A 24,393-nucleotide genomic window follows, 5' to 3' on the forward strand; every position below is an offset into this window, starting at 1 on the left:
GGTCCCGCGATTCCCGCGGGGCCGCCGTCCGGCGTTAGATTGTGTCGTACTGACGAAAAGGGGAGAGCGATGGACGAGCAGAGCGACCTGGTGATCGCCGACACGGCCGAGGAGTGGGAGGTCCGGGCGAGCTCGACGCCGTTCCAGGGCCGGGTCACCGGCGTGCGCAGCGAGGAGGTCCGGATGCCCGACGGCAGCTGGTCCCGGCGCGACTACCAGACCCACCCCGGCTCGGTGTCCGTGCTCGCCCTGGACGACAAGCAGCGGGTGCTGGTGCTGCGCCAGTACCGCCACCCCGTCCGCCAGCGGCTCTGGGAGCTGCCGGCCGGCCTGCTCGACGTGCCCGGCGAGAACCCCTGGCACGCCGCCCAGCGCGAGCTGTACGAGGAGGCGCACTGCCGGGCCGACACCTGGCGGATCCTGGCCGACTACTACACCTCCCCGGGCGGCACCGACGAGGCGCTGCGGATGTTCCTGGCCACCGACCTGGCCGAGGCCGAGGGCGAGCGGTACGAGGCCGAGGGCGAGGAGCAGGAGATCGAGGTCGCCTGGGTGCCGGTGCCCGAGCTGATCCGGCTGATCCAGGCCGGGCAGCTGCACAACCCGACTCTGGTCACCGGCGTCCTCGCCGTGCACGCCGCGCTGACCTCCCCGGACGGCCTGGACGGGCTGCGCCGCCCGGACGCGCCGTGGCCGGCCCGCCCCTTCGAGGTCTGAGCACCCGTCGGGGCGCGGGGACCCGTTCGGGGCGTGGGCGAACCAGCGGGGTTGATGCCTTGGGGTGATTCACCGGTTCGTACGACCGGATGTCACCTCCGATCAGTCGGACGGTCGAACTACGCTTCGCAGACAGGGCGCCCGTCCCGGGCCGCCTCCGCCGAGCGCAGCGGGCCGACCGGCCGGACGCCGGGCGCGGGATGACGTCGGGAGTGGCACGGGTGGCGAGGAAGACGGCGACGATGGACCCCGGCCCCGACGCGCCCGCCGGCGCCGTCCCGGGGCTCGACCGGCTGCCCGCCGGGCCCGCCCTGTTCGCCGGGCGGCGCACCGAACTGGCCGCGCTGCGGGCGGCCGCGACCCGCCGGGTGAGCGGCCGCTGCCCCGTCCTGGTGCTGGCCGGGCGCCCCGGCTCGGGCCGGACGGCGCTCGCCGCCCGCTTCGCCCGGACCGTCGCCGCCGACTACCCGGACGGCGTGCTGTTCGCCCGGCTGTCCGCCCCGGACGGCGGGCGGGTGCCGCCGGGCCGGGCCGCCCGGCTGCTGCTGGAGCAGCTCGACCCGCAGGCCGCCGTGCCGCTGCCCGGCGCCGTCGAGGACGGCCGGGACGAACCGGGCGGCGTGGCCCTGCGGGAGGCCCTGGCGGGACGCCGGGTGCTGCTGGTGCTGGACGACGTACGGGACGCCGGGCAGCTGTGGCCGCTGCTCGCCGACGAGCCCGGCTGCTTGGTGCTCGCCACCACGGCCGGGCCGCTCACCGGCATCGAGGACATCGACCCGGTGATCCTCGGCGGGCTGGACCGGCAGGCCTCCGGGGAACTGCTGGCCGACCTGGTGGGCGGCACCCGGGTCTCCTGCGACCCGGTCGGCGCGGCCGACCTCGCCGAGGCCTGCGCCTCCGGGCCGGCCGCGCTGCGGCTGATCTCGCGGTGGCTGCGCGGCAACCCGAAGATCGCGGTCACGGACGCGGCCCGCGAGCTCACCCGGGCGGTGGGGGAGGAGTCGGAGGCCTCGGGCGCCGAGGGCGCCGGTCGCCGGGCGGGGAAGGCCAAGGCCGCGAAGGGCGCGAGGACCGCCAAGGCCGGCCGGACGCTGAGGACCGACACGGCAGCGGAGAAGAAGGAGGAGGGCGCCCAGGCACAGGACGGGGCCGCGGAGTCCGTCGCCGCGCCCGAGCCGGCCGGCGACCCGTCGACCTGGGTCAAGCCCGCGCCCGCGCCCGCCGAGCCGGTGCCCGTCCCCGACAACGACCCGCTGCTGGGCGCCTTCACCCTGCTCTACCGGGGACTGCCGGCCGCCCAGGCGCGGATGCTGCGCACCCTCACGCTGGCCCCGGCGCAGACCGCCGACCCGCGCACTGCCTCCGCCCTGGTCGGCTGCCCGGTGCCGGAGGCGGCCGCGACGCTGGCCGCGCTGGCCGAGCTGGAGCTGCTCGGCGCGGAGGCGCCGGCCGCCGACGGCACCCCGCGCTACCGGGTGCCCGGGCGGCTCTACCAGCGGCTGGTCCGGCTGCGGGAGCAGGAGGACCGGCCCGCCGAGACCGAGCTCGCCCGGGCCCGGCTGCTGGAGCGGCTGGTCCGGCTGACCGAGTCGGCCCGCGCCCTGCTGGACCCGGCCGACGGCCCGGCCCCCGACCCGCTGCCCGCCGCGCTGCGGTTGGACTCGGCCGGGCACGCCCGGGACTGGCTGGCCGGGGAGCGGGAGCTGCTGCTCGGCGCGGTGGCCGACGCGATCGGCCAGGGCGACCTGGACGGCTCGGCCGGCCGGCTGGTCACCGCGCTGCTGCGGGCGCTGCCGCTGACCGGCACGGCCGCCCCCGCCGACCTCTACCGGCTGCACGAGCTGGTGCTCACCGTCGCCGAGCGCAACGGGCGCCCCCGCCGGGCCTCGGCGGCGCTGCTCAACCTGGGTGACCTCCAGGCCGCCGCGGGCCGCTGGGAGCAGGCCGCCGGGCACTACCGGGCCGCCCTGGAGCACGCCCGTGCGGTCGGCGACGAACCGCTCTGCGCCCGGGCCCTGGAGGGCGCGGCGGGCTGCCACCGGGCGCTCGGCGACGCGGTGCGCGCCGCCGACTGGTACGGGCGGGCGCTCGGGCTGCGGCAGTCGCTGGGCGACCACGCGGCCGAGGCCCGCCTGCTGGCCCGGGTCGCCGAGGCGCACACCGCCCAGCGCCGCTTCGAGGAGGCCGACCGGGAGTACCGGGCCGCGCTGGCCGTGCTGCGCCGGATCGGCGACGAGCGCGGCCGGGAGGCGGTCGGCACGGCCCTCGCGGACCTGCGGGAACGCGTCGACGGCGGGTGGTGAGGGCGGTTTCGGAGGTATCGTCGAAAGTGCCCTGTTACGACACCTATGACAGGTAAGTTCCAGTGGAAGCCTACGAACCTGCCAATGCCTTCGCCGAAATTATTCGATTTGGAAGGCTGACAGGCCGCCTGGGCTTCATTACACTCGAACTCAGTCGCGCAGCGATCCCCTGCCCCGGCATGCCCGGAGGCTTCCCCACGTGCGCGTCGCCCACCGGTCTTCTCCGGTCGGGACCCCCATGGCAAGAGGACGTGTTCAGTCGTGAAGGTCGGCATCCCCCGCGAGGTCAAGAACCACGAGTACCGCGTGGCCATCACGCCCGCCGGCGTGCATGAGCTGGTCCGCAACGGCCACGAGGTCTACATCGAGGACAACGCCGGTCTCGGCTCCTCGATCCCCAACGAGGAGTACGTGGCCGCCGGCGCCGCCATCCTCCCCACCGCCGACGAGGTGTGGGCCACGGCCGACCTGCTGCTGAAGGTCAAGGAGCCCATCGCCTCCGAGTACCACCGGCTGCGGAAGGGCCAGACCCTCTTCACGTACCTGCACCTGGCGGCCGACCGGGCCGGCACCGACGCGCTGGTCGCCTCCGGCACCACCGCCATCGCCTACGAGACCGTGCAGCTGGGCAACGGCGCGCTGCCGCTGCTCGCCCCGATGTCCGAGGTCGCGGGCCGGCTGGCCCCGCAGGTCGGCTCGTACCACCTGATGCGCCCGGCCGGCGGCCGCGGCGTGCTGCCCGGCGGCGTGCCCGGCACCCACCCGGCCAAGGCCGTCGTCATCGGCGGTGGCGTCTCCGGCTGGCACGCGGCCACCATCGCCATCGGCATGGGCTACGACGTGACCCTGCTGGACCGCGACATCAACAAGCTGCGCGAGGCCGACCGGATCTTCGGCACCAAGATCAAGGCCATCATGTCCAACTCCTTCGAGCTGGAGAAGGCCGTCCTGGACGCCGACCTGGTCATCGGCGCCGTGCTGATCCCGGGCGCCAAGGCCCCGAAGCTGGTCACCAACGAGCTGGTCTCCCGCATGAAGCCGGGCTCCGTGCTCGTCGACATCGCCATCGACCAGGGCGGCTGCTTCGAGGACTCGCACCCGACCACGCACGACGACCCGACCTTCCAGGTCCACAACTCGGTCTTCTACTGCGTGGCCAACATGCCGGGCGCCGTCCCGAACACCTCCACCTACGCGCTGACCAACGCCACCATGCCGTACGTGCTGGAGCTGGCCAACCGGGGCTGGAAGGAGGCGCTGCGCCGTGACGCGGCGCTCGCCAAGGGCCTGAACGTCCACGAGGGCCAGATCACCTTCCCGGCCGTGGCCGAGGCCTTCGGCCTGGAGTCGGTCACGCTGGAGAGCGTGCTCGCCTGAACCCCCTGACCGCACGGCGGTCGTTCGCCCCCGACCCGATGCCCTCGGGTCGGGGGCTTCGCCGTGCCCGTGAACAGCGGGTGGACCGGGCGGGTCGCTCTGTCGTCAATTTCCGTCGGTGGTGTCACCCGACCCTCGGCGTCCCGCAGAAACGTTAGGGTCATGGGCCTGCTCATCCCTTGACAGCAGCCCGCCCGATAGTCGACACATCGTGCCCACTACCGTGGATTGTGTTGCTGCGAACGCCTTGAACGGCCTAGAGTCGCAAACCGTCGGCATGCTGCCACGCTGACGAATCGACATAGAGTCCTGGATCCCCAAGGAGGTAAGACGACTTGTGAATGAGTCGACAATTGCTCCCGGGGGTGGTCAGCCAGGACTGGCGGAGCTCACCGCCGGCCAGCCGAGTGAGGAGCCCGGGGCCCGGCAGGCAACCGTGGGCTCGGCCGAGGTCGGCTCGGTCGCACTCCGTACCTTCGAAGCACGCCAGAACACAGCACAGGTGACCACGGTGACCGATCACGACGCCGACTTGGCGGCCTACGGCCTGGCCTACGGCGAGTTCGCCTACGGCGCCTACGACGACCCGGACGCCGAGTACGAGCCGGACCCGGAGTACGCCGCCACGCTGGCCCCCGACGCCGCCCGCCAGCGCCGCGAGCGGGTCGGCCCGACCGGCCGCCCGCTGCCGTACTTCCCGATCCCCGCGCCGGTCGCCGAGCACGGCCCCGCCCAGATCATCGCCATGTGCAACCAGAAGGGCGGCGTCGGCAAGACCACCTCGACCATCAACCTGGGCGCGGCGCTGGCCGAGTACGGCCGCCGGGTGCTGCTCGTCGACTTCGACCCGCAGGGCGCGCTCTCGGTCGGCCTCGGCGTCAACCCGATGGAGCTCGACGTCACCGTCTACAACCTGCTCATGGAGCGGGGCCTGACGGCCGATGAGGTGCTGCTCAAGACCGCCGTCCCGGGCATGGACCTGCTGCCCTCCAACATCGACCTCTCCGCCGCCGAGGTGCAGCTGGTCAGCGAGGTGGCCCGGGAGTCCGCGCTGGCGCGCGCGCTCAAGCCGCTGCTGCCGGACTACGACTACGTCATCATCGACTGCCAGCCCTCGCTGGGCCTGCTGACGGTCAATGCGCTGACGGCCGCTCACAGCGTGATCGTCCCGCTGGAGTGCGAGTTCTTCGCACTGCGCGGCGTCGCGCTGCTGACCGAGACCATCGAGAAGGTGTGCGAGCGGCTCAACCCCGAGCTGCGCCTGGACGGCATCCTCGCGACCATGTACGACTCGCGCACCGTGCACAGCCGCGAGGTGCTGGCGCGGGTCGTCGAGGCGTTCGGCGAGCACGTCTTCCACACCGTCATCGGGCGGACCGTGCGCTTCCCGGAGACCACCGTCGCCGGCGAGCCGATCACGACCTACGCCACCAACTCGGTCGGGGCCGCCGCCTACCGCCAGCTCGCCAGGGAGGTGCTCGACCGGTGCCGCCCCGCCGAGTGAGTCTCCCGGGTGCCGACGAGCTGTTCCGGACCACCGGCGGGATGGCGCTGTCGCCGTCCCTCGCCCCGCGTCCGGCCGCCGAGGCATCCAGACCGGAGACCGCGCGGACCGTCAACGGCACCGAGGGCGCCGAGGGTGCCGAGGCCGCCCAGGGGGCCCAGGACGGCCGGCGGGCACCCCAGGAGCAGCAGCCGGCCACCGCGGTGCCGCAGCCCGGCCAGCCGCCCGCCCAGCGGGCCGCCGGGGGCCAGGGCGCCGCACCGGCCGGGGCCACCGCGGCCGCCGGCCGCGACACCGCCCCCGCACCGGCGGGCCGTTCCCACGCCGGCGCCGCCGAGGAGCAGGCCGGTGCCGCCGGACGCGCCCGGCCGCGCGGCCGGGCGCCGCGCCGCCCGAGCGGGCGCGAGCGGCACGACGAGAAGATCACCGTGTACGTGTCCGCCGAGGAGCTCATGGACCTGGAGCACACCCGGCTGGTGCTGCGCGGCGAGCACGGCCTGGCCGTGGACCGCGGGCGGATCGTCCGGGAGGCCATCGCGGTCGTCCTGGCCGACCTGGAGCAGCGCGGCGAGGCCTCGATCCTGGTCCGGCGGCTGCGCGGCCGTTAGGGCCCGGCTCCTCGGCCCGACTCCTCGGCCCGGCTGTCGGGGCCGTCCGTGGGCCTGTCCCGTGCCGTGGGTCCGTGGCGGGCCGGTCGGCGGGGTGTCGGCGGCGTGTCGGTGGGCCCCGTGGCCGGACGGCCGGTGCGGGCGGGTGAAGATGGACCGCCATGCCGAGCACCGTCGAACCAGCCGCCAGCGCCGTGAACGCCACCGAGGAGGAGTCCCGGGGCGGCTTCCGGGTACGGCTGGACAACTTCGAGGGCCCCTTCGACCTGCTGCTCGGCCTGATCGCCAAGCACAAGCTGGACGTCACCGAGGTGGCACTGGCCACCGTGACGGACGAGTTCCTGGCGCACATCCGGGCGATGGGCCCGGACTGGGACCTGGACGCGGCGACCGAGTTCCTGGTGGTGGCCGCCACCCTGCTCGACCTCAAGGCCGCCCGGCTGCTGCCGGTGGCCGAGGTCGAGGACGAGGCGGACCTGGCCCTGCTGGAGGCGCGTGACCTGCTGTTCGCGCGGCTGTTGCAGTACCGGGCGTACAAGCGGGCGGCGGCCGTGTTCGGCGAGCGCTGGGCGGCCGAGCTGCTGCGGCGGCCCCGGACCGTCGGGCTGGAGCCCCGGCACGCTGAGCTGCTGCCCGAGGTGGTCATCACCGTCGGCGCGGAGCGGCTCGCCCGGCTGGCGGCCAAGGCGATGGAGCCCAGGCCGAAACCGGTGGTGTACGTGGACCACATCCACACCCCGCCGGTCAGCGTGCGCGAACAGGCCGCGCTGGTGGTCGGGCTGCTCACCGAGCTCGGTGAGGCCTCCTTCCAGCAGCTGGTCGCGGACGCGCCGGACACCCTGGTGGTGGTCGCCCGGTTCCTGGCGCTGCTGGAGCTGTACCGGGAGCGGGCGCTGGACTTCGAGCAGCCGGAGGCGCTCGGGGAGCTGCGGGTGCGCTGGGTGGCCGAGGAGGGCCGGGGCCCGGTCGAGGTGACGGACGAGTTCGACCGGCCCGCCGGCGGTGCGGAACGGGCCGAGGAGGAGGACGGGCGGCGATGAGCGGCGGGAAGGACGGCGGGAACGGCGGCGGGCGGCCGGTGCGGCGCCCGCTCGGGCTGCCGGGGCAGCCGCGGGCGGAGGAGTGGCTGGAGCCGGCCTTCGAGCTGCTGCCGGACCCGGTGGCGGCGCCGGCGGCTCCGGCAGCTCCAGCGGTGCCGCCGGAGGCCGCTCCGGGGCCGAGGGACGGCGAGCCCCGGGTGGTGCACCAGAAGTCGGCCCCGTCGACTTCCGGTGCGCCGGAGCCGGTCGGGACGGATTCGGCCGGGACGGATTCGGTGGGAACGGATCCGGTCGAGCCCGGGCCGGTCGGGCCGGGGCTGCGGGCCGAGCTGGAGGCGATCCTGATGGTCGTCGACGAGCCGGTCGGCGAGGAGCGGCTGGCCGGGCTGCTGGAGCGGTCGCGGGCCGAGGTGGCCGCGGCGCTGCGCGGCCTGGCCGCCGAGTACACCGCCCAGGGGCGGGGCTTCGACCTGCGGCTGGTGGCCGGTGGCTGGCGGTTCTACAGCCGGGAGACCTGCGCCGAGACGGTCGACCGCTTCCTGCTGGACGGCCAGCAGGCCCGGCTCACCCAGGCCGCGCTGGAGACCCTGGCGGTGGTCGCCTACCGGCAGCCGGTGTCCAGATCACGGGTTTCCGCCGTCCGCGGTGTGAACTGTGACGGCGTGATGCGTACCCTGGTACAGCGAGGACTGGTGGAAGAGGCCGGATCCGAGCCCGAAACAGGTGCGATCCTGTATCGGACGACGAACTACTTCCTGGAACGGATGGGGCTCCGCGGCTTGGACGAGCTGCCGGAGCTCGCTCCCTTCCTGCCCGAGGTCGACGACGTGGAAGCGGAGTCCCTGGAGGGCACGATGATCGCGGAGGCGGTCTCCGCCGCTGCCGCGCAGGCCGCGGACGGCAGTGGCGAGGCCGATCGGGCAACGCCTGATCGGTAGGGGGAGGTGAGGTCGGCCGAGACGACCGCACATCCCAGACGGAACGACGTACGGACACTTTGATGCGTAGCAGTGGCAACGGCAGGAACGGCAGCGGCGGCGGTAGCGGTCGCGGCGGACAGGGCGGGGGTCGGGGCGGCTCCTACGGCGGCGGCAGCGGCGGCGGCAGCGGTCGCGGCGGTTCGGGCTCGGGCTCGGGTTCGCGCGGCGGCTCGTACGGTGGGGGCTCCTACGGCGGTGGCTCGGGTTCCGGTTCGGGCTCGCGCGGCGGCTCCTACGGTGGGGGCTCCTACGGCGGCGGCTCGGGCTCGGGCTCTGGCTCGCGCGGCGGGTCGTACGGCGGCGGCTCGGGCTCTGGCTCGCGCGGTGGTTCGTACGGTGGCGGCTCGGGTTCCGGTTCGGGTTCGCGCGGCGGTTCGTACGGGCGCGACGGCGGCCGTCGGGACGACCGGCGCGACGACCGGCGGGACGACCGCCGCTTCCCGGACCGCCCGCTGCGGCCCGAGGAGCGCAGGTACGACCGCCCCGAGTTCGGTGGCGGCCCGAACGCCACCCCGGCCCGCGGCGGCTTCGCCGGCCGGCGGCCCAGCCCGGCCCCGCGCCCGCGCCGGGAGGGCCAGGGCGCCCCGGGCGACCCGCGCCGTCAGCCGCAGCGCTCGCGCGAGCTCCAGGCCAAGATCGAGGACGCCGTGCTGGCCCGGCACGACAAGCCGGCCGTCAAGCTGCCCAAGACCTTCGGCGAGCCCGAGGGCGAGCGCCTGCAGAAGGTGCTGGCCCGGGCCGGCATCGGCAGCCGGCGCGCCTGCGAGGAGCTGATCGAGCAGGGTCGGGTCGCGGTCAACGGCAAGCAGGTCACCGAGCAGGGCAAGCGGGTCGACCCGGAGAAGGACGAGATCAAGGTCGACGGCCTGACCGTCGCCACCCAGTCCTACCTGTTCTTCGCGCTCAACAAGCCGGCCGGCGTGGTCTCCACCATGGAGGACCCGGACGGCCGCCAGTGCCTGGGCGACTACGTGACCAACCGGGAGACCCGGCTGTTCCACGTCGGCCGGCTGGACACCGAGACCGAGGGCATCATCCTGCTCACCAACCACGGCGAGCTGGCCCACCGCCTCACCCACCCGAAGTACGGCGTGACCAAGACCTACCTGGCCGCCATTCAGGGCCCGATCCCGCGTGACCTGGGCAAGCAGCTGGCCCAGGGCGTGGAGCTGGAGGACGGCTACGCGCGCGCCGACAGCTTCAAGGTGATCTCCAACGTCGGCAAGAACTACCTGGTCGAGGTGACCCTGCACGAGGGTCGCAAGCACATCGTCCGCCGGATGCTGTCCGAGGTCGGCTTCCCGGTCGAGAAGCTGGTGCGCACCCACTTCGGTCCGATCGCCCTGGGCGACCAGAAGTCGGGCTGGCTGCGCCGCCTGACCAACCCCGAGGTCGGCCAGCTGATGCGCGAGGTCGGCCTGTAGGACCCGGGCCGTACGGCCGCTGTTCGTCGGAGGGTCCCCCGCCCGTGGTGGCGGGGGACCCTCCGACGTGTGTGTGAGCCGGGACGCAACCGCTGGTCACGGCCTTGTCAGCGCCATGATCCGTGGCCGAGGATGGCCACCGGAGCACCGCCCCGCCGCGTGGCGGGACTGCGCCAGCACGGGCGCCGCAGGGGTGTTCCGGAGCGAACAGGGGGAGACGGCGTCGTGTCCGATGCAGCACTGGGGCGGTCCGCCGGACACGCGCTCGGCCCGTTGGGACTGGCCGAGCCGGACGGGCAGGTGTACGCGGCACTGGTCGCCAACCCGCAGTCCACCGCGGAGGAGCTGGCCGAGAGCTGCGGCCTGACGCTCCAGCAGGGCGTGCGCGCGCTGGACCGGTTGGCGCAGCAGGGGATGGCCACCCGGGCGCCGGTGGACCGGGAGCGCTACCTGCCGGTCGCCCCGGACGTGGCGATAGGGACCCTGATCGGCCACCGGGAGTCCGAACTGCGCAGCGCCCGGGCCGAGATGCACCGGCTGATGGACGCCTTCCGGGAGGCCTCGCGGTACACCGACCCGGCGCACTCGGTGGAGGTGCTGACCGGCGGCGAGGCGATCGCCCAGCGGCTGGAGCACATCACCGGGACCAGCCAGTACCAGGTCCGCGGCTTCGACCGCCCGCCGTACATCCAGGACCCGGTTTCGGCGATGCCGTTGCAGCGGCGGCGGTTGCGGGAGGGCCTGCGGTTCCGGACGGTCTACGACCGGGAGGCGGTGGCCTGGCCCGGCCGCCTGGAGCGGAACATCCTGGTCGGCGTCGCGGACGGCGAGGAGGCGCGGGTGCGGCCGACGCTGCCGATGAAGATGATCATCTCGGACGACCGGATGGCGATCATCCCGATCAGCGTCGGCGACAGCGTGCTGGACGCGGCCTACGTGATCCACCCCTCGGCACTGCTCCAGGCCCTGGACACGCTGTTCGAGGCCGAGTGGGAGCGGGCCGTGCAGTTGCAGGCCGCGATCGGCACCGGGGACGCCTCGCCGGAGCCGGACGCCGACCACCGCAAGCTGCTGGGGCTGCTGGCCGCCGGACTGACCGACGAGTCGATCGCCCGCTCGCTGGGTTGGAGCGCCCGGACCACCCAGCGGCGGTTGCAGGCCCTGATGCGCTCGCTGGGCGCCACCACCCGCTTCCAGGCCGGGATGGCGGCCCGGGAGCGGGGGTGGCTGTGAGCCGGGGGCTCTGAGGCGGGGTGGCTGTCGACCCGGGTGACGGGCTCCGGTCGGCCGCTCAGCTCCAGGGGCTGAGCGAGGCCCAGCGGCCGTCCGGGCCGCGGTCGACCTTCTCCAGGCCGACCACGGCGGACCGGTTCAGCCGCCCGTAGATGTGCGGGAACAGCACGCCGGGCGTGGCGCCGGGCGGCGGGGCGCCGTGCGCGGCCTCCCACTTGACCATCGGCTCCACCAGTGCCTCCTCGATCAGCAGCACCATCAGCGGGTCCGGGGTGTCGGCGAAGAAGGAGTTGGCCACCGCGAGCGCCGTCTGCTCGTCCGCCGAGCAGTGGATGAACCCGTCGGTGAGCAGCGACGCGGTGGCGTACGGGCGGCCGGGGTCGGACAGCCAGTCGTCCAGGGGGGCGAGATGGAGGATCATGTTCCTTTTGTACCCGCTTTCCGGTCCTGAGCGGTCGTCACGGGGCCTCTGGCCTCACAGCCCGGCCACCTTGGCGGCGGCGGACACCTCGTACACCAGGGTGAGGCTGCGGCGGGCGCCCGGGCCGAGCGGGACGTCCCAGCGGACGATGCCCTCCGTGTCGAAGGCGTCCGGTGCCGGGGAGCACTCCTCCTTGCGCAGCCGCACCTCGACCTCGGCCACCTCGGAGACCGGCACCCGCTCGCGGACCGTGACCAGCTGCTCGTCGTGCTCCTCCGGGCCGGAGAAGCGGGACAGGTGCAGCCGGACGGTCCGGGTGGTGGTCCGGCGGCCGCTCAGGCCGGTGGTGCCGCTTCGCTCCTCGGTCTCGCGGACCACCCGGTAGCCGTCCGTACTGCCGAAGGACAGCTCGGTGTCGGCGCCGGCGGCGGTGAAGCGCAGCTCGCCGCGGCCGGTGAAACCGCTGCCGCGGACCAGCTCGACCGGGCCGGCCAGCAGCGGGTGCCCGGCCGCGTTGCGGAACCGGACCACCCGGGTGACCAGCGGGGACAGCTCCGGGGCACAGGCGAACTCGCTGCTCGCCGGGCCGGTGAAGGCGCCCAGCGGGACCCGGTGGGCGCGGCCGTCGGAGGGGACGGTGGCCGGGGCGGGGGCGGGCAGCACCCGGACCTCGCCGCCGTCGTCCAGGCCGGGGACGGCCGCGTCCGGGGCCAGGGTGCTGACCTCCTCCTCGCGCAGTTCGACTTCGACCGTGCGGCGCTCCTCGTCGGTGCGCTCGCGCAGCACCAGCAGGTCCTCGGTGAGCACCGGCGGGTCGGTGGCCAGGGCGGAGCGGGCGGTGGAGAAGGTCAGCCGGGCGCCGGTCCAGTCCTCGCCGGTGCGCTGCCAGACCACCGCCTCCGACTCCAGTCGCAGGCTGCCGGCGTCCAGCGTGGCGCGGTACGACGGGCGCCACAGGGCACAGGGCACCAGGTGGTGGACGGTCAGCTCGGCCGGGCCGGGGTGCTCGGCCTCGACCGTGAGCTCCAGGTGGGCGTGCAGCTCGGCGGGCTCCTCCTCGGCCTCGTCCAGGGCCAGCAGGGCCTGGGAGCGCTCCTGGTCCAGGCGGCGCAGCCGGGAGCGGGCGGCCCGCAGCTCCTCGCCGTGGCGCTCCCGCTCGGCGTCCACCCGGTCCAGCTCGCGGGCCCAGCGGGTGCGCTCGATCTCGCCGACGCCGGCGCCCTCGCCGACCTCGCGCAGCAGGTCCGCGGTCAGCTGGGCGAGCAGGGCGAGCCGGGCCTCCAGCCGGGCGCGGGTCTGGTCGGCGAGGCGGTACTCGGCCTCCAGCCCGTGCAGCCGGTGGCGTAGCGCGGAGTCCGCCGGGCCGGGCGGCAGCGGCGCGCGCGGGGACCAGGAGCGCACCAGCCGGGCCTCCAGCACCCGGGTGCCGGGGGCGGCGGACTCGGCGCGCAGGGTGCGGTCCACGGCGAGGGCGGTGAGCGGGCCCAGCCGCAGCCGCTGGACGCCCGCGGCGAGGCGGACGGTCACCGAGCGCTCGACCTGGGCGCGGTCCTCCAGGCAGGTGACGGCGGTGACGGGGAGGGGGACGAGGACGGGGCCGGGGACGGGGCCGGGAAGGGGGAGAGGAACGGGGAGGGGAACGGTCTCTTCGGTCATCTGTCAGTTCCTCCGGTTTCCGCCGACGATGGCCTTTCCGGCCGGGATCTTGATCTGGTAGCCGCCGTCCAGCTCGGTGCGGCCGCCCGGCGCCAGCTCGACCCGCCAGAGCCGGGTGCCGGCCGGGCACTCCGGGGTGGGGACGGCCGGGGCCTGCCAGTCCGCGCGCTCCTCGATCCGGATCTCGGCGTCCGAGGCGACCGGCACGCGCTCGCGGACCTCGACCGTGACGGGGCGGCCGAGCCGGTTCGCCAGTTGGACGTGCACCCGGTGGTCGAGCACGGTGCTGTTGCCTTTCAGCATGCCGGTGGCGGACTCGCGCAGCTCGGTGCGGCGCGCCACCTCGACGCTCTCGGTGACGCCGATGCCCAGGCTCCGGGTGCCGCCGGGGGCGAGGGTCGGCAGGGCGGCGGTGAGCAGGAACTCGTCGTCCACGGTGACCTCGACCGGGCCGGCCAGCACGGCGCGGTCGGTGCGGTTGGCGAGCACCAGGGTCGCGTACACCTTCTCCTCGACGGCCGGGACGGTGACGTACTCGGGGCTGACGGAGAGCGGGATCTCGTCCACCGTGACGGTGTGCCAGGTGCCGTCGGAGGGCACGTCGGCGCGGGCGGCGGCGTCGAAGCGGTGGTCGAAGGAGCCGGCCGATACGCGGGGCGGGACGGCGTGGCGGGGGAGGGTGAGGCCGGTCAGGCGGGTGCCCGGGTGGATCCGCTGTCGGGTGTCGTGCTCCAGCCGGGCCGGGGCCGGGCGCAGGGTGCCGCGGCGGTCGGCGGGGGCGTCGGGGCCGGCCAGCTGGAGGTCGGGGTAGTCGAGCAGGTCGGCCGCCGGGACGAAGCCGGTGGTGGGGGGTGGGGTCGCGCGGCGGCGGCGGGCGGAACGGCGGGCCTCCGCCGGCGGGGCGCCGCCGAAGGCCTGCGGCATCGGGGCGGCCGCGGGGGCCGGCGCTCCGGGGGCGGGCGGGGCGCCGTAGCCGGCGAAGCCGGGCGCCACGGGGGCGGGGGGTGCGGGGGTGCTGGGTGCGGAGGGCAGCGGGGCGGAGGGCGGCTCCGGGACGCTGAGCATGCCGCCGCCGGACGGGCCGGCGGGCGCCGCCTCGTCCGCGAGGAACTCGGCGCGGGGGCCGGCCGGGCGGGCGCCGCCGACCCGGGCCGACAAGCGGGGGCCGGGCTTGGGTGCGCCGGGTGGGACCGGGAGCGGGACGTTGCGACGGCGGGGACGGCGGGCGGGGCGGTCGGCCGTGGCCGTGTCGTAGCCGGTGAAGAGGTCGGACAGGCCGGCCGGGGGCTCGCGCCAGCCGGAGGGCGGCGGGGCGGGCTGGCTGCGGCCGATCCGCAGGGAGGCGAGCCGGGGGAGGTCGGTGCGGCGGTCGAGGTCGGCGGTGGACAGGGCGAGCCGGACGCCCGTCCAGTCCTCGCCGGTGCGCTGGGCGACGGCGGCGCGCAGGACCAGGTGGGCGGTGTCGGCGCCGGTGCGGTGGCTCAGACGGTAGGCGGGGACCCAGCGGGCGGTGGGGACGCCGTACTCCAGTTCCAGTTCGATCCGGTCGGGGACGGTCCCGGGGGTGTCGGTTTCGGGGGCGGTTTCGGGTGTGTCGGGGGCTGGGGTGTCGGGGGCTGGGGTGCTTGCGCTGGTGGTGAGGGTGAGCAGGACGGTTTCGGTGGTGCCGACCGGCTCGGTGCGGTCGGCGGTGGACGCCCGGTCCAGTCGGTCGGCGGCCAACTGGCGCTCATGGTCGGCGAGTTCGATCTCCCGGGTGAGCCGCTCGGAGCGCTCCTGGAGCCGGGCCAGTCGCTCGTCGACGAAGTCGGCGAGCTCCAGCCAGGCGTCCGCCGGGGTGCGGCGCAGCGGCTCGTCGGGGCGGCGCTGGGGCGGGACGGCGCGCAGCGCGGCGGTCTCGGCGATCGCGGCCAGGACCAGCCGGTGGCGCTCGTTCAGGGCGCCCTGGCGCTCCATGGCCTCGTCCAACTCACGTTGCAGCTGCGGGAGTTCGCCGGGCTCGTGGAGTTCGGCGAGGGTTTCGAGGCGGGCCTCGACCACCGCGGTGCCGGCCGGGCCGGAGAGCACCCGGGCCCGCAGCGAGTCCGCGCGCAGCGAGTCGGGCAGGCCGGTCAGTCGCAGCCGTCCACCCGCGGGGACCGGGACGGTGGCCCGGCGCCGGCACACCGCGCCCTCGGCGTACACCACGACGGAGTCCAGGACCGACGGGTGGGCCGGTACGGCCGGCCGTTTCGACGGCCCGGTCTGGCTGCTGTGCTGATCGTCCATGCGCATCCCCTTCGTTCGCGTCCGGTCGTCCTGCCGGCCGGTCGTCCGGTGTGCCGCGGCTCGCCCCGCCTGTCCCCCGGGCGGCCAGTCTGCCCCGCCGGGGGCCGGGCGTCGCCGGATTTCCCGGGGCACGGCGTGTGCACTGGGTGGGACGGGGCGCGGGGCGCGGTGGTTGCCGGGGCGTGGCGGTTGCCGGGGCGCGGCGGTTGGTGGGGTGTTGGTTGCCGGGGCGTGGCGGCCGGTGGGGGTGTTGGTTGCCGGGGCGTGGCCGTTGGCGGGGTCGGGGGTCGGCGGGGGGCGTCGGGTGGGAGGATGGGGCGCGGGCGCGCCCGGTCGGCTCCGGTACTTCGTCGCGCCCTCCGGCACCCGCTGAGCACCGCCCGATGTCGAGCACCGCCCGTGTGAACCGTCCAGTCGAGAACCGTGATCGAGGAGAGCCACCCGCCATGCGCACTGCCGTCGTCGTCGGCACCGGACTGATCGGCACCTCCGCAGCCCTGGCCCTGGCCGCACGCGGGCTGACCGTCCATCTGGAGGACGCGGACCCGGACGCCGCCCGCACCGCCGAGTCGCTCGGCGCCGGCATCACCGAACCCGCCGAGGGCCCGGTCGACCTGGCGATCATCGCCGTCCCGCCGGCCCTGGTCGGCAAGGTCCTCGCGGACTGCCAGCGCCGCAACCTGGCGCACTGGTACACCGACGTGGCCAGCGTGAAGTCCGGCCCGGGCAGCGAGATCGCCGCGCTGGGCCTGGACACCGTCCACTACATCGGCAGCCACCCGATGGCCGGCCGCGAGCGCTCCGGCCCGCTGGCCGCCCGCGCCGACCTGTTCGAGGGCCGCCCCTGGGTGCTCACCCCGACCGCCGACACCGACACCGACACACTCAACGCCGCGCTGGAACTGGTCGCGATGTGCGGCGCGGTGCCGATCGTGATGGACGCCGCCGCGCACGACCGGGCCGTGGCCCTGGTCTCGCACGCCCCGCAGCTGGTCTCCTCACTGGTCGCGGCCCGGCTGGAGCACGCCGACGAGACGGCCATAAGGCTCTCCGGCCAGGGCGTGCGCGACGTGACCCGGATCGCCGCCTCCAACCCCGGGATGTGGGTCGACATCCTGTCCGCGAACGCGGGCGCGGTCGCCGACGTGCTCGCCGAGGTCGCCAACGACCTCGGCGAGACCGTCACCGCGCTGCGCGCCCTGGCGGCCGAGGAGGAGGGCACGCGCCGCTCCGGTGCCGAGGGCATCGAGGCGGTGATGCGGCGCGGCAACACCGGCCAGGCCCGCATCCCCGGCAAGCACGGCGCCCCGCCCACCCGGTACGAGACCGTCGCGGTCGTCCTCGGCGACCAACCGGGCGAGCTGGGCCGGCTGTTCGGGGAGGTCGGCGAGGCCGGGGTCAACATCGAGGACGTCCTGATCGAGCACTCGGACGGGCAGCAGGTCGGCTTCGTCCAGCTGTCGGTGGCGCCGATGGCGGTCAAGCGGCTGACCGTGGCGCTGCGCGCGGGCGGGTGGAGCGTCCGGGACTGACGCTTCCGGACGGTGTCCGGGGCGGGGCGGTGCGCGGATCGGGTGCTGCGCGGACCGGGTGCCGCGCGGACCGGGTGCCGCGCGGGGTCGGGGCGGTGTCAGCGGAAGCAGGCGGGGAGGGGGAGCGAGCGTGATCATCGAGTTGCCGCTGGGGGAGACCCGGCACGGGTTCGCGGGCGAGCCGGTGGACCTCGGGAACGAGCGCTTCCTGCGGGCGGTGGTGGGCGGGGACTTCCTGGTCCGCCACCGCAGCGTGGCGGCGATGGTCGAGCGGCCCCGGCCGCAGCCGGTCCGGGCGGAGTTCTCCGCACCGGAGCCCGCCGAGCCGGAGCCGACCTGGAGCCTGCTGCTGCGCGCCGCGCACACCGCCTTCGCCGAGCACCTGCCGCTGAGCCTGTCGCCGGACGTGCTCTGGTACGCGGTGGTGCACGAGGTCGCGGCGCACGTGCGGATGTACCCGCCGCGCTACCGGGCGCTGTTCGGCGCGGCGGACCGCTCGCGGACGCTCGTCGTACGGGACGACTCGCTGGTGCCGGGCGACCTGCCGGTGCCGGGTGACTTGCCGGTGCGGGGTGACTTGCCGGTGCCGGGCGACTCGCCGGTGGGCGGCGGCGCCGACTGGGCGCGGTCGGTCCGGCTGGTCCGGGAGCCGCTGGCGGCGGCCCTCGGCACGGAGGTGGTCGAGCTGTTCCGGCCGGCCTTCTCCACCACCACGCCGGACGACGAGGCCTCTGCCCTGGTCGCGCTGATGGACGTGGTCAGCCCCTACTACGACTTCCGCTGGGAGACCCGCTGCGGCATCCCGCGGATCCGGCTGGAGGGCACCGCCGGGGACTGGGCGCTGCTCGCGGCCCGGGTGGACGCGCTGGCGGAGCGCTTCGACTGGCTGGTGCCGTGGTTCGACGGGCTGCGCCCGGTGCTGGCGGAGATCGCGGCGACGGCGGCGGGCGGCCCGGTGGACGAGCGCTTCTGGCGCTCGCTGTACAAGTGGGAGTCGGTGTCCGGCGGTCCGCTGGTGACCGGCTGGCTCACCGCCTTCTTCGCCCACACCCAGACCCCGGACGGCCCCCGGCTACGGCAGACCTTCGGCTGGCGGGAGGCGGCGGGCACCTCGTACCACCCGGACGCCTTCGCGGTGAACGACTTCCCCTCGCACCTGTCCGCGGTGCCGTTCGTCTGGGACCTCCTGGGCGTCGAGCGGCCGATGGTCCTCGTCGGCGGGGTGCTCGGGATCGAGCGGGACGGTGAATTCCTGCGGCCCCGGCTGGGGCACGCGGTGCTGGAGAGACGGGGTGGGCTGTGACGATCATCGATGTCGCGCTCGGGGACGGGCAGCAGCCGGGCGACGCGGCGCGGCTGGAGACGGTCGGGAACGACGGCTTCCTGGCGGCCGTGGTCGGCGGGGAGTTCAGCGTGCTCCACCGCAGTACGGGGACGCTGACGGCGGCGCCGAAGACGTACGAGCCGCGGGCGAAGCAGCCGGAGCCGACCTGGAGCCTGCTGCTGCGCGCCGCGCACACCGCCTTCGCCGAGCACCTGCCGCTGAGCCTGTCGCCGGACGTGCTCTGGTACGCGGTGGTGCACGAGGTCGCGGTACACGTACGGCTGAACGCGGAGCGGTACAAGGGGCTGTTCAACGCCACCCCCGGCGGCGGGAAGCGGACCGTCCAGGTCAGGGATGACAGCCTGCTGGACGCCGACGCGGACTGGGCCCGGTCGGTCCGGCTGGTCCGGGAGCCGCTGGCGGCGGAGATCGGGCCGGAGCTGGTGGAGTTCTTCCGGCCGTCGTTCTCGACCACCACGCCGGACGACGTCTCCTCGGTGCTGGTCGCGCTGATGGACGTGGTCAGCCCGTACTACGAGTTCCTCTGGACCACGATGTGCGGCATCCCGCGGATCCGGCTGGAGGGCACCGCCGAGGACTGGGCGCTGCTGGCCCGGCGGGTCGGCGAGCTCGCGGAGCGGTTCGAGCCGCTGGTGCCGTGGTTCGACGGGCTGCGCCCGGTGCTGGCGGAGATCGCGGCGACGGCGGCGGGCGGCCCGGTGGACGAGGGCTTCTGGCGCTCGCTGTACAAGTGGGAGTCCGAGTCCGGCGGGGACTTCGTCTCCGGCTGGATCACCGCCTTCTTCGCCCACACCCAGCGGCTCTCGGGGCCGCAGCCGCGCACGGACTTCCGCTGGCGGGACGGACGGGTGCGGTTCGAGGAGAACGCCTTCCCCTCGCACGTGTCCAAGGTGCCGTTCCAGTGGCAGACCCCGGTCGGGACGCGGTCGATGGCCTTCCTCGGCGGGGTGCTCGGGATCGAGCTGGACGGCGGGTACCTGCGGCCCCGGCTCGGGAACGCGGTGCTGGAGGTGCTGCGGGAGCCCGTGGACCCGGCGGCCGAGCAGGCGGCGCTGGCGGCCGCGCAGCTGCCGGCCGGGTGGACGGTCGAGCGGGTGCGGGAGGTCAGCGGGGCCGAGGGCGCCCGGTTGCTCAGCACCGACGGGATCCGGGCCGTGGACGCCATGACCGGTGCGGAGATGGGGCGACCGACCGCCCTGATCCGCTTCGGGATCGGCTGCGTGGTGCGGTTCGACGCCGACGGCCCGTGGCACGTCGGGATGCTGAACCCGCGCGACGGCATCGTCGGCTGCGAGGGTGCGCGTGGGCCCGAGCTGGCGGACGTGCTGCCCGGGATGGGGTGGTGACCGCCTCGGAGGTGGGGTGGTGACCGCCTCGGAGGTGGTGGGGTGACCGCTCCGGCGGTGGGGTGGTGACCGGACTGGGACGGGGTTCGGCGGCGGTCCATTAACCTTGAGGGAGACAATCCCCGGCCGCCCGCCCCCGTAGGCGCCGGCTTCCATGCGTCAGCATGCTCAGAGAGAGGTTCGGCCCCGTGGACACTGCCGACCGAGCGCACGCCCCGGTCGTCGTCGCCATCGACGGACCCTCCGGCTCCGGCAAGTCGACCGTCTCGCGGGCGGTCGCCGCCCGGCTGGGCCTGAGCTTCCTGGACACCGGCGCCATGTACCGGGCGATGACCTGGTGGATGCTGGCCAACGACGTGGACGTCGACGACCCGGAGGCGGTGGCCGTCGCGTGCGGCAAGCCCGTCATCGTGTCCGGTACGGACGCCGACGGGCCGACCATCACGGTGGACGGTCAGGACGTCTCCGGCCCGATCCGGGGCCCCGAGGTGACGGCGCAGGTCAGCGCCGTCTCCGCGGTGCCGGCGGTGCGGTCCCGGCTGGTGGAGCTGCAGCGCGGCTGCGCCGAGGTCGCCGAGCGCGGCATCGTCGCCGAGGGCCGGGACATGGGGACCGTCGTGTTCCCGCAGGCCACCGTCAAGGTGTTCCTGACCGCCTCCGAGGCGGCCCGGGCCGCGCGCCGGGCGGCCGAGCTGCGGGCCAAGGGCGTGGACGAGGCGACCATCACCGCGATGGCCGCCGACCTTGCGCGCCGCGACGCCGCCGACTCCTCCCGGGAGACGGCGCCGCTGGCCCAGGCCGCGGACGCGGTGCTGGTGGACACCAGTGAGCTCACCCTGGAGCAGGTGATCGGCCGGATCACCGCGCTGGTGGAGGAGCGGGCCGGGCTGTCGTCGGTCTGACCGATCGACCCGCGTGGGTGTCCGGTCGGTCTGACCGGTTGACCCGCGTGGGTCCGGTCGGTCTGACCGGTTGACCCTTGTGGGTCCGGTCGGCCGGTCCGGCCGACCATCGAACGAACCGCGGGCCGTCAGGCGCCGCGGGAGGAAACCATCGCGCTGCCCCAGCGGGGCAGGTACGCACGGCACGCCCCTGGGAAGGGCCGGGCCGGGAAACGGAACAGACGAACATGACCGCAGACCACTCCGCCGGGCCCGGCGAGCTGGACGCCGCCGACTACGCCGAGTACATGGCCCTCGCGGCCGAGGAGGGCTTCGACCTCGACGGTTTCGACGGCGAGGACGGCGCCGAGCACGTCCGACTGCCGGTGCTGGCCGTCGTCGGCCGCCCGAACGTCGGCAAGTCGACCCTGGTGAACCGCATCATCGGCCGCCGCGAGGCCGTCGTCGAGGACAAGCCGGGCGTCACCCGCGACCGGGTCACCTACGAGGCCAGCTGGAACGGCCGCCGCTTCAAGGTGGTCGACACCGGCGGCTGGGAGATCGACGTCCTCGGCATCGACGCCATGGTCGCCGCGCAGGCCGAGCTGGGCATCGAGCAGGCCGACGCGGTCCTGTTCGTCGTGGACGCCACCGTCGGCGCCACCGACACCGACGAGGCCCTGATCAAGCTCATCCGCCGGGCCGGCAAGCCGACCGTCCTGTGCGCCAACAAGGTCGACGGCCCGTCCACCGAGGCCGAGGCCGCCTACCTGTGGTCGCTGGGCCTGGGCGAGCCGTTCCCCGTCTCCGCCCTGCACGGCCGCGGCTCCGGCGACCTGCTGGACGCCGTCATGGACGCGCTGCCCGAGGCCCCGCCGCAGACCTTCGGCGACGCCGCCCCCGGCGGCCCGCGCCGGATCGCGCTGATCGGCCGGCCCAACGTCGGCAAGTCCAGCCTGCTGAACAAGGTCGCCGGCGAGGAGCGGGTGGTCGTCAACGAGCTGGCCGGCACCACCCGTGACCCGGTCGACGAGATGATCGAACTCGGCGGCAAGACCTGGAAGTTCGTGGACACCGCCGGTATCCGCCGCCGGGTCCACCTGACCGCCGGCGCCGACTTCTACGCCTCGCTGCGCACCTCCGCCGCGCTGGAGAAGGCCGAGGTCGCGGTCGTCCTGATCGACGCCAGCGAGACCCTGGCCGAGCAGGACACCCGGATCATCTCGATGGCGGTCGAGGCCGGGCGTGCCGTCGTCGTCGCCTACAACAAGTGGGACCAGCTCGACGAGGAGCGCCGCTACTACCTGGAGCGCGAGATCGAGCGCGACCTCGTCCAGGTGCAGTGGGCCCCGCGCGTCAACGTCTCGGCCAAGACCGGCCGACACATGGAGAAGCTCGTCCCGGCGATCGAGACCGCGCTGGAGGGCTGGGAGACCCGCATCACCACCGCGCGCCTGAACGCCTTCCTCGGCGAGCTGGTCGCCGCCCACCCGCACCCGATCCGCGGCGGCAAGCAGCCGCGCATCCTGTTCGGCACCCAGGCGGGCATCCGTCCGCCGCGCTTCGTGCTGTTCGCCTCGGGCTTCCTGGAGGCGGGATACCGGCGCTTCGTCGAGCGTCGTCTGCGTGAGGAGTTCGGCTTCGTCGGGACGCCGATCTCGATCTCGGTGCGGGTGCGGGAGAAGCGCAAGAAGAAGTAGGTAGAAGCAGTTGCAGCTGCACCTGCAAATGGAGTTGTAGCTGTAGCTGTACGAGCTGGAGGGCTCCGTCACCGGTGGTGGCGGGGCCCTCGGGCATTTCCGCTGCCGGTGGTGGTGTGGCCTGGGCGGGTCGGGCTGCTCGGGGCCGGTCGGGGCCGTGGGGCCCGTCGTGGGCTGGCCGGGGCCGGCCGGGGGCCCGTCAGTGGTGGTCGCCGGTGCGGCCCGGGGGGAGCGAGAGCATCTGCCGGTGGCGGCCGCCGGTCGGGGCGGGGGCGGTGGCGAGGCCGGTGGCCGTGCCCAGCAGCGGGGACGGGGCCGGCGGTGGGGCGGGCACGGTGTGCTGGACCGCGCCGAGGTAGCCGGCGGCGACCCAGCCCTGGCCGTTGGTGAACTGGGGGGCCGGGGGGACGGCCTGGCCGTGGCCGTCGCTGGTGGCGGCGGTTGCGGTCGCGGTGGCGGCCATGGCGGTGACGGGTTCTGGGTGGGGGTGTGCGGGGGTGTGCGCGTGGGGGTTCGGCTGGTGCTGGGGGTGCTGGGGGTGGACGTGCGCGTGGTGCTGAGGGGTGTGGTGCTGGGGGGTGTGGTGCTGGGCGTGGGTGGGGTGCTGCGCGGTGTGGTGCTGGGCGGTGTGGTGCTGCGCGGTGTGGTGCGACTGCGCCGGCATGAACTGGGGGAGGCCGGACGGCTGGCCCGCGTAGGTGTGGAAGGCCTGCTGTTGCGCCGACGGGTACGGGCGCTGCTCGCCGAGCAGCGGGTGGCCGTCGCGGATCGCGAAGCCGGTGAACCTCAGGTCCTCCTCGCCCGAGCGGTCGCCGGGCAGGGCGCGGAACAGTCGTCGGTATTCGGAGTACAGCTCGTCGTAGATGGGGGTCGTCGAGTGCGGGTGCTCCGCGTCGTACGACGGGCGCATGCCCGGGATCGAGCGGGGGGCGGTGGCCGACCGTCCGGCGGGTGCGGAGACGTCGTAGCTGTACACGTAGGGGCCAACGAGTGAGAGGCGGCGGGGATGCGGGGGCGTTCGGCGTACCGATTCGGCGTCCGGAGGGGAGGGGCGGGCTTGCGTGGCTTGCCAGGCTCGCCGGGTGCGGCGGGCGTGCCGGGTGCGGCGGAAGGGCGGAGGGCCGTCCGCTCTTCCGCCGCACCCGGTAGGCCTGAGCGGCGGGATCAGGTACCGGCGAGCGGGAGCGAGGCGGCGACCACCTGGCCCAGCGCTACCGCCCGCTCCAGCGCCTGGCGCAGCAGGTCCTCGCGGGGCTGGCGGCCGACCATGCCGGCCGGGACGGCGTACATGGTCACCTCGGAGAGCTGGCTGGCGGCCATCCGCCAGGCGTCGGTGACCTGGAGCGGCTGGTGGGCCTGCCACCAGCCGGTGCTGCCGCCGGCCGCGGCGGGCTGGAGGATCGCGTGCAGCTTGCCCATGGCGACCAGCACCGACCAGCCGGGCAGCTGCTCCGGGGTCTCGTCGAGGTCGGTGACCGGCTGGAAGCCCGCGTCCTGGAGCAGGTCGAGGAACTCGTCCTCGCCGGAGGTGCTACCGGGCCGGCCGACCGGGCCGGTGGGCTCGACCACGAGGGAGGCGTGGCCGACCTTGCCGTGCAGGACGAGCCCGCAGGTGATGCCGAGGATGGCGGCCTGGCCGGGGGCGGGCGGCTGGGCGGCGGGGGCGGCCGGCGCGGGGAGGGCGAGGTCCGGAGAGGGCCCGGCGAGGTCCGGGGCGGGGACGGTGAGGCCGGGCGCGGCGGGCTGTGACTGGTTGATGCTGCGGACGGCGCCGACCAGCTGCTCCTCGGCGACCGGCACCACCTGGGAGGGGATGCACCGGGCGTGGGCGAAGGCCAGGACCGCCGTCTCGTCGCCGACGAACAGCACGGTGCTGGTGGGCTCCACGTGGGTGTCGCCGGGGGTGCGGCAGGAGGTGCATTCGTAGCTGTCGGGGGCGCGGTCGCCGCCGAGCAGGCGGTCGGCCTCGTCGTCGCCGATCTCGGATCGGACCTCGTCGCTGACGTCGAGCATGCGCGGCACGGGTTCTCCTCGGATGGGTGCGGGTGGGGTCAGGGG

General features: G+C 75.0%; 19 protein-coding genes. 14 read left to right on the forward strand and 5 right to left on the reverse strand.

Annotated elements, in window-relative coordinates; translation table 11 throughout:
- The first annotated feature begins 69 nt into the window (after window positions 1–69).
- From ACZ58X_RS28405 to ACZ58X_RS28445, 9 genes are all read left to right on the forward strand, one after another.
- Window positions 70–717 (forward strand): NUDIX domain-containing protein, encoded by a 648-nt coding sequence (locus tag ACZ58X_RS28405; protein WP_470336429.1) that lies wholly within the window; start codon window positions 70–72, stop codon window positions 715–717.
- Window positions 718–938: 221 nt separating this feature from the next.
- Window positions 939–3,020 (forward strand): tetratricopeptide repeat protein, encoded by a 2,082-nt coding sequence (locus ACZ58X_RS28410; RefSeq protein ID WP_470336430.1) that lies wholly within the window; start codon window positions 939–941, stop codon window positions 3,018–3,020.
- A gap of 261 nt (window positions 3,021–3,281) precedes the next feature.
- Window positions 3,282–4,397 carry an alanine dehydrogenase gene (gene ald, locus ACZ58X_RS28415; RefSeq protein ID WP_470336431.1) on the forward strand — a complete coding sequence of 372 codons (1,116 nt, stop codon included), beginning with the start codon at window positions 3,282–3,284 and terminating at the stop codon, window positions 4,395–4,397.
- 436 nt (window positions 4,398–4,833) lie between these two features.
- Window positions 4,834–5,901, forward strand: coding sequence for a ParA family protein (locus ACZ58X_RS28420; RefSeq protein ID WP_030245868.1), 1,068 nt, complete (start codon window positions 4,834–4,836; stop codon window positions 5,899–5,901).
- A complete protein-coding gene (locus ACZ58X_RS28425; protein WP_470336432.1) occupies window positions 5,898–6,509 on the forward strand; it encodes a hypothetical protein in 612 nt (203 codons plus the stop codon). The genes ACZ58X_RS28420 and ACZ58X_RS28425 overlap by 4 nt, the downstream gene beginning before the upstream one ends.
- Before the next feature lie 161 nt (window positions 6,510–6,670).
- Complete coding sequence (locus ACZ58X_RS28430; protein WP_470336433.1) at window positions 6,671–7,549, forward strand: segregation and condensation protein A; 879 nt, start codon at window positions 6,671–6,673, stop codon at window positions 7,547–7,549.
- Between the two features lie 344 nt (window positions 7,550–7,893).
- Entirely contained in the window at window positions 7,894–8,487 is a 594-nt protein-coding gene (scpB, locus tag ACZ58X_RS28435; protein ID WP_470336531.1) for an SMC-Scp complex subunit ScpB, read from the forward strand.
- A gap of 62 nt (window positions 8,488–8,549) precedes the next feature.
- Window positions 8,550–9,953: a pseudouridine synthase gene (locus tag ACZ58X_RS28440; protein ID WP_470336434.1), complete on the forward strand. Its 1,404-nt coding sequence runs from the start codon at window positions 8,550–8,552 to the stop codon at window positions 9,951–9,953.
- 225 nt (window positions 9,954–10,178) lie between these two features.
- Window positions 10,179–11,186, forward strand: a complete 1,008-nt coding sequence (locus ACZ58X_RS28445; protein WP_470336435.1) for a TrmB family transcriptional regulator — start codon at window positions 10,179–10,181, stop codon at window positions 11,184–11,186.
- Window positions 11,187–11,244: 58 nt separating this feature from the next.
- Here the strand turns inward: ACZ58X_RS28445 and ACZ58X_RS28450 are convergent, their stop codons facing one another.
- From ACZ58X_RS28450 to ACZ58X_RS28460, 3 genes are read right to left on the reverse strand one after another with little or no spacing between them, the layout of a single operon-like run.
- Complete coding sequence (locus ACZ58X_RS28450; RefSeq protein WP_470336436.1) at window positions 11,245–11,607, reverse strand: DUF952 domain-containing protein; 363 nt, start codon at window positions 11,605–11,607, stop codon at window positions 11,245–11,247.
- Between the two features lie 54 nt (window positions 11,608–11,661).
- Window positions 11,662–13,263, reverse strand: coding sequence for a mucoidy inhibitor MuiA family protein (locus ACZ58X_RS28455; RefSeq protein WP_470336437.1), 1,602 nt, complete (start codon window positions 13,261–13,263; stop codon window positions 11,662–11,664).
- Between the two features lie 3 nt (window positions 13,264–13,266).
- The gene (locus ACZ58X_RS28460) at window positions 13,267–15,531 is read right to left on the reverse strand and encodes a DUF4139 domain-containing protein (protein ID WP_470336438.1); all 2,265 of its coding nucleotides are present in this window, start codon (window positions 15,529–15,531) and stop codon (window positions 13,267–13,269) included.
- 446 nt (window positions 15,532–15,977) lie between these two features.
- On the opposite strand from ACZ58X_RS28460, the gene ACZ58X_RS28465 reads away from it, so the two are divergent.
- The 5 genes from ACZ58X_RS28465 to der all read left to right on the forward strand — a co-directional run bounded on the left by ACZ58X_RS28465 (window position 15,978) and on the right by der (window position 22,335).
- Window positions 15,978–17,063 carry a prephenate dehydrogenase gene (locus ACZ58X_RS28465; RefSeq protein WP_470336439.1) on the forward strand — a complete coding sequence of 362 codons (1,086 nt, stop codon included), beginning with the start codon at window positions 15,978–15,980 and terminating at the stop codon, window positions 17,061–17,063.
- Between the two features lie 130 nt (window positions 17,064–17,193).
- Complete coding sequence (locus tag ACZ58X_RS28470) at window positions 17,194–18,366, forward strand: DUF4419 domain-containing protein (protein WP_470336440.1); 1,173 nt, start codon at window positions 17,194–17,196, stop codon at window positions 18,364–18,366.
- Complete coding sequence (locus ACZ58X_RS28475) at window positions 18,363–19,754, forward strand: DUF4419 domain-containing protein (protein WP_470336441.1); 1,392 nt, start codon at window positions 18,363–18,365, stop codon at window positions 19,752–19,754. The genes ACZ58X_RS28470 and ACZ58X_RS28475 overlap by 4 nt, the downstream gene beginning before the upstream one ends.
- Window positions 19,755–19,918: 164 nt before the next feature.
- The gene (gene cmk / locus ACZ58X_RS28480) at window positions 19,919–20,656 is read left to right on the forward strand and encodes a (d)CMP kinase (RefSeq protein ID WP_470336442.1); all 738 of its coding nucleotides are present in this window, start codon (window positions 19,919–19,921) and stop codon (window positions 20,654–20,656) included.
- A 227-nt stretch (window positions 20,657–20,883) separates the two neighbouring features.
- Window positions 20,884–22,335: a ribosome biogenesis GTPase Der gene (gene der, locus ACZ58X_RS28485; RefSeq protein ID WP_470336443.1), complete on the forward strand. Its 1,452-nt coding sequence runs from the start codon at window positions 20,884–20,886 to the stop codon at window positions 22,333–22,335.
- A 199-nt stretch (window positions 22,336–22,534) separates the two neighbouring features.
- Here the strand turns inward: der and ACZ58X_RS28490 are convergent, their stop codons facing one another.
- Entirely contained in the window at window positions 22,535–23,311 is a 777-nt protein-coding gene (locus ACZ58X_RS28490) for a hypothetical protein (RefSeq protein ID WP_470336444.1), read from the reverse strand.
- Window positions 23,312–23,499: 188 nt separating this feature from the next.
- Window positions 23,500–24,357: a hypothetical protein gene (locus ACZ58X_RS28495; protein WP_470336445.1), complete on the reverse strand. Its 858-nt coding sequence runs from the start codon at window positions 24,355–24,357 to the stop codon at window positions 23,500–23,502.
- Between the last annotated feature and the right edge of the window lie 36 nt (window positions 24,358–24,393).

It is taken from the genome of Kitasatospora sp. NPDC040550 (genome assembly GCF_055594965.1).

Excerpts from the sequence above, each read along its gene's own strand:
- der (WP_470336443.1), top strand. The coding sequence starts at position 20,884 with ATGACCGCAGACCACTCCGCCGGGCCCGGCGAGCTGGACGCCGCCGAC.
- ACZ58X_RS28450 (WP_470336436.1), bottom strand. The coding sequence starts at position 11,607 with ATGATCCTCCATCTCGCCCCCCTGGACGACTGGCTGTCCGACCCCGGC.
- ACZ58X_RS28465 (WP_470336439.1), top strand. The coding sequence starts at position 15,978 with ATGCGCACTGCCGTCGTCGTCGGCACCGGACTGATCGGCACCTCCGCA.
- cmk (WP_470336442.1), top strand. The coding sequence starts at position 19,919 with ATGCTCAGAGAGAGGTTCGGCCCCGTGGACACTGCCGACCGAGCGCAC.
- ACZ58X_RS28430 (WP_470336433.1), top strand. The coding sequence starts at position 6,671 with ATGCCGAGCACCGTCGAACCAGCCGCCAGCGCCGTGAACGCCACCGAG.
- ACZ58X_RS28405 (WP_470336429.1), top strand. The coding sequence starts at position 70 with ATGGACGAGCAGAGCGACCTGGTGATCGCCGACACGGCCGAGGAGTGG.
- scpB (WP_470336531.1), top strand. The coding sequence starts at position 7,894 with ATGGTCGTCGACGAGCCGGTCGGCGAGGAGCGGCTGGCCGGGCTGCTG.
- ACZ58X_RS28460 (WP_470336438.1), bottom strand. The coding sequence starts at position 15,531 with ATGGACGATCAGCACAGCAGCCAGACCGGGCCGTCGAAACGGCCGGCC.
- ACZ58X_RS28440 (WP_470336434.1), top strand. The coding sequence starts at position 8,550 with ATGCGTAGCAGTGGCAACGGCAGGAACGGCAGCGGCGGCGGTAGCGGT.
- ACZ58X_RS28455 (WP_470336437.1), bottom strand. The coding sequence starts at position 13,263 with ATGACCGAAGAGACCGTTCCCCTCCCCGTTCCTCTCCCCCTTCCCGGC.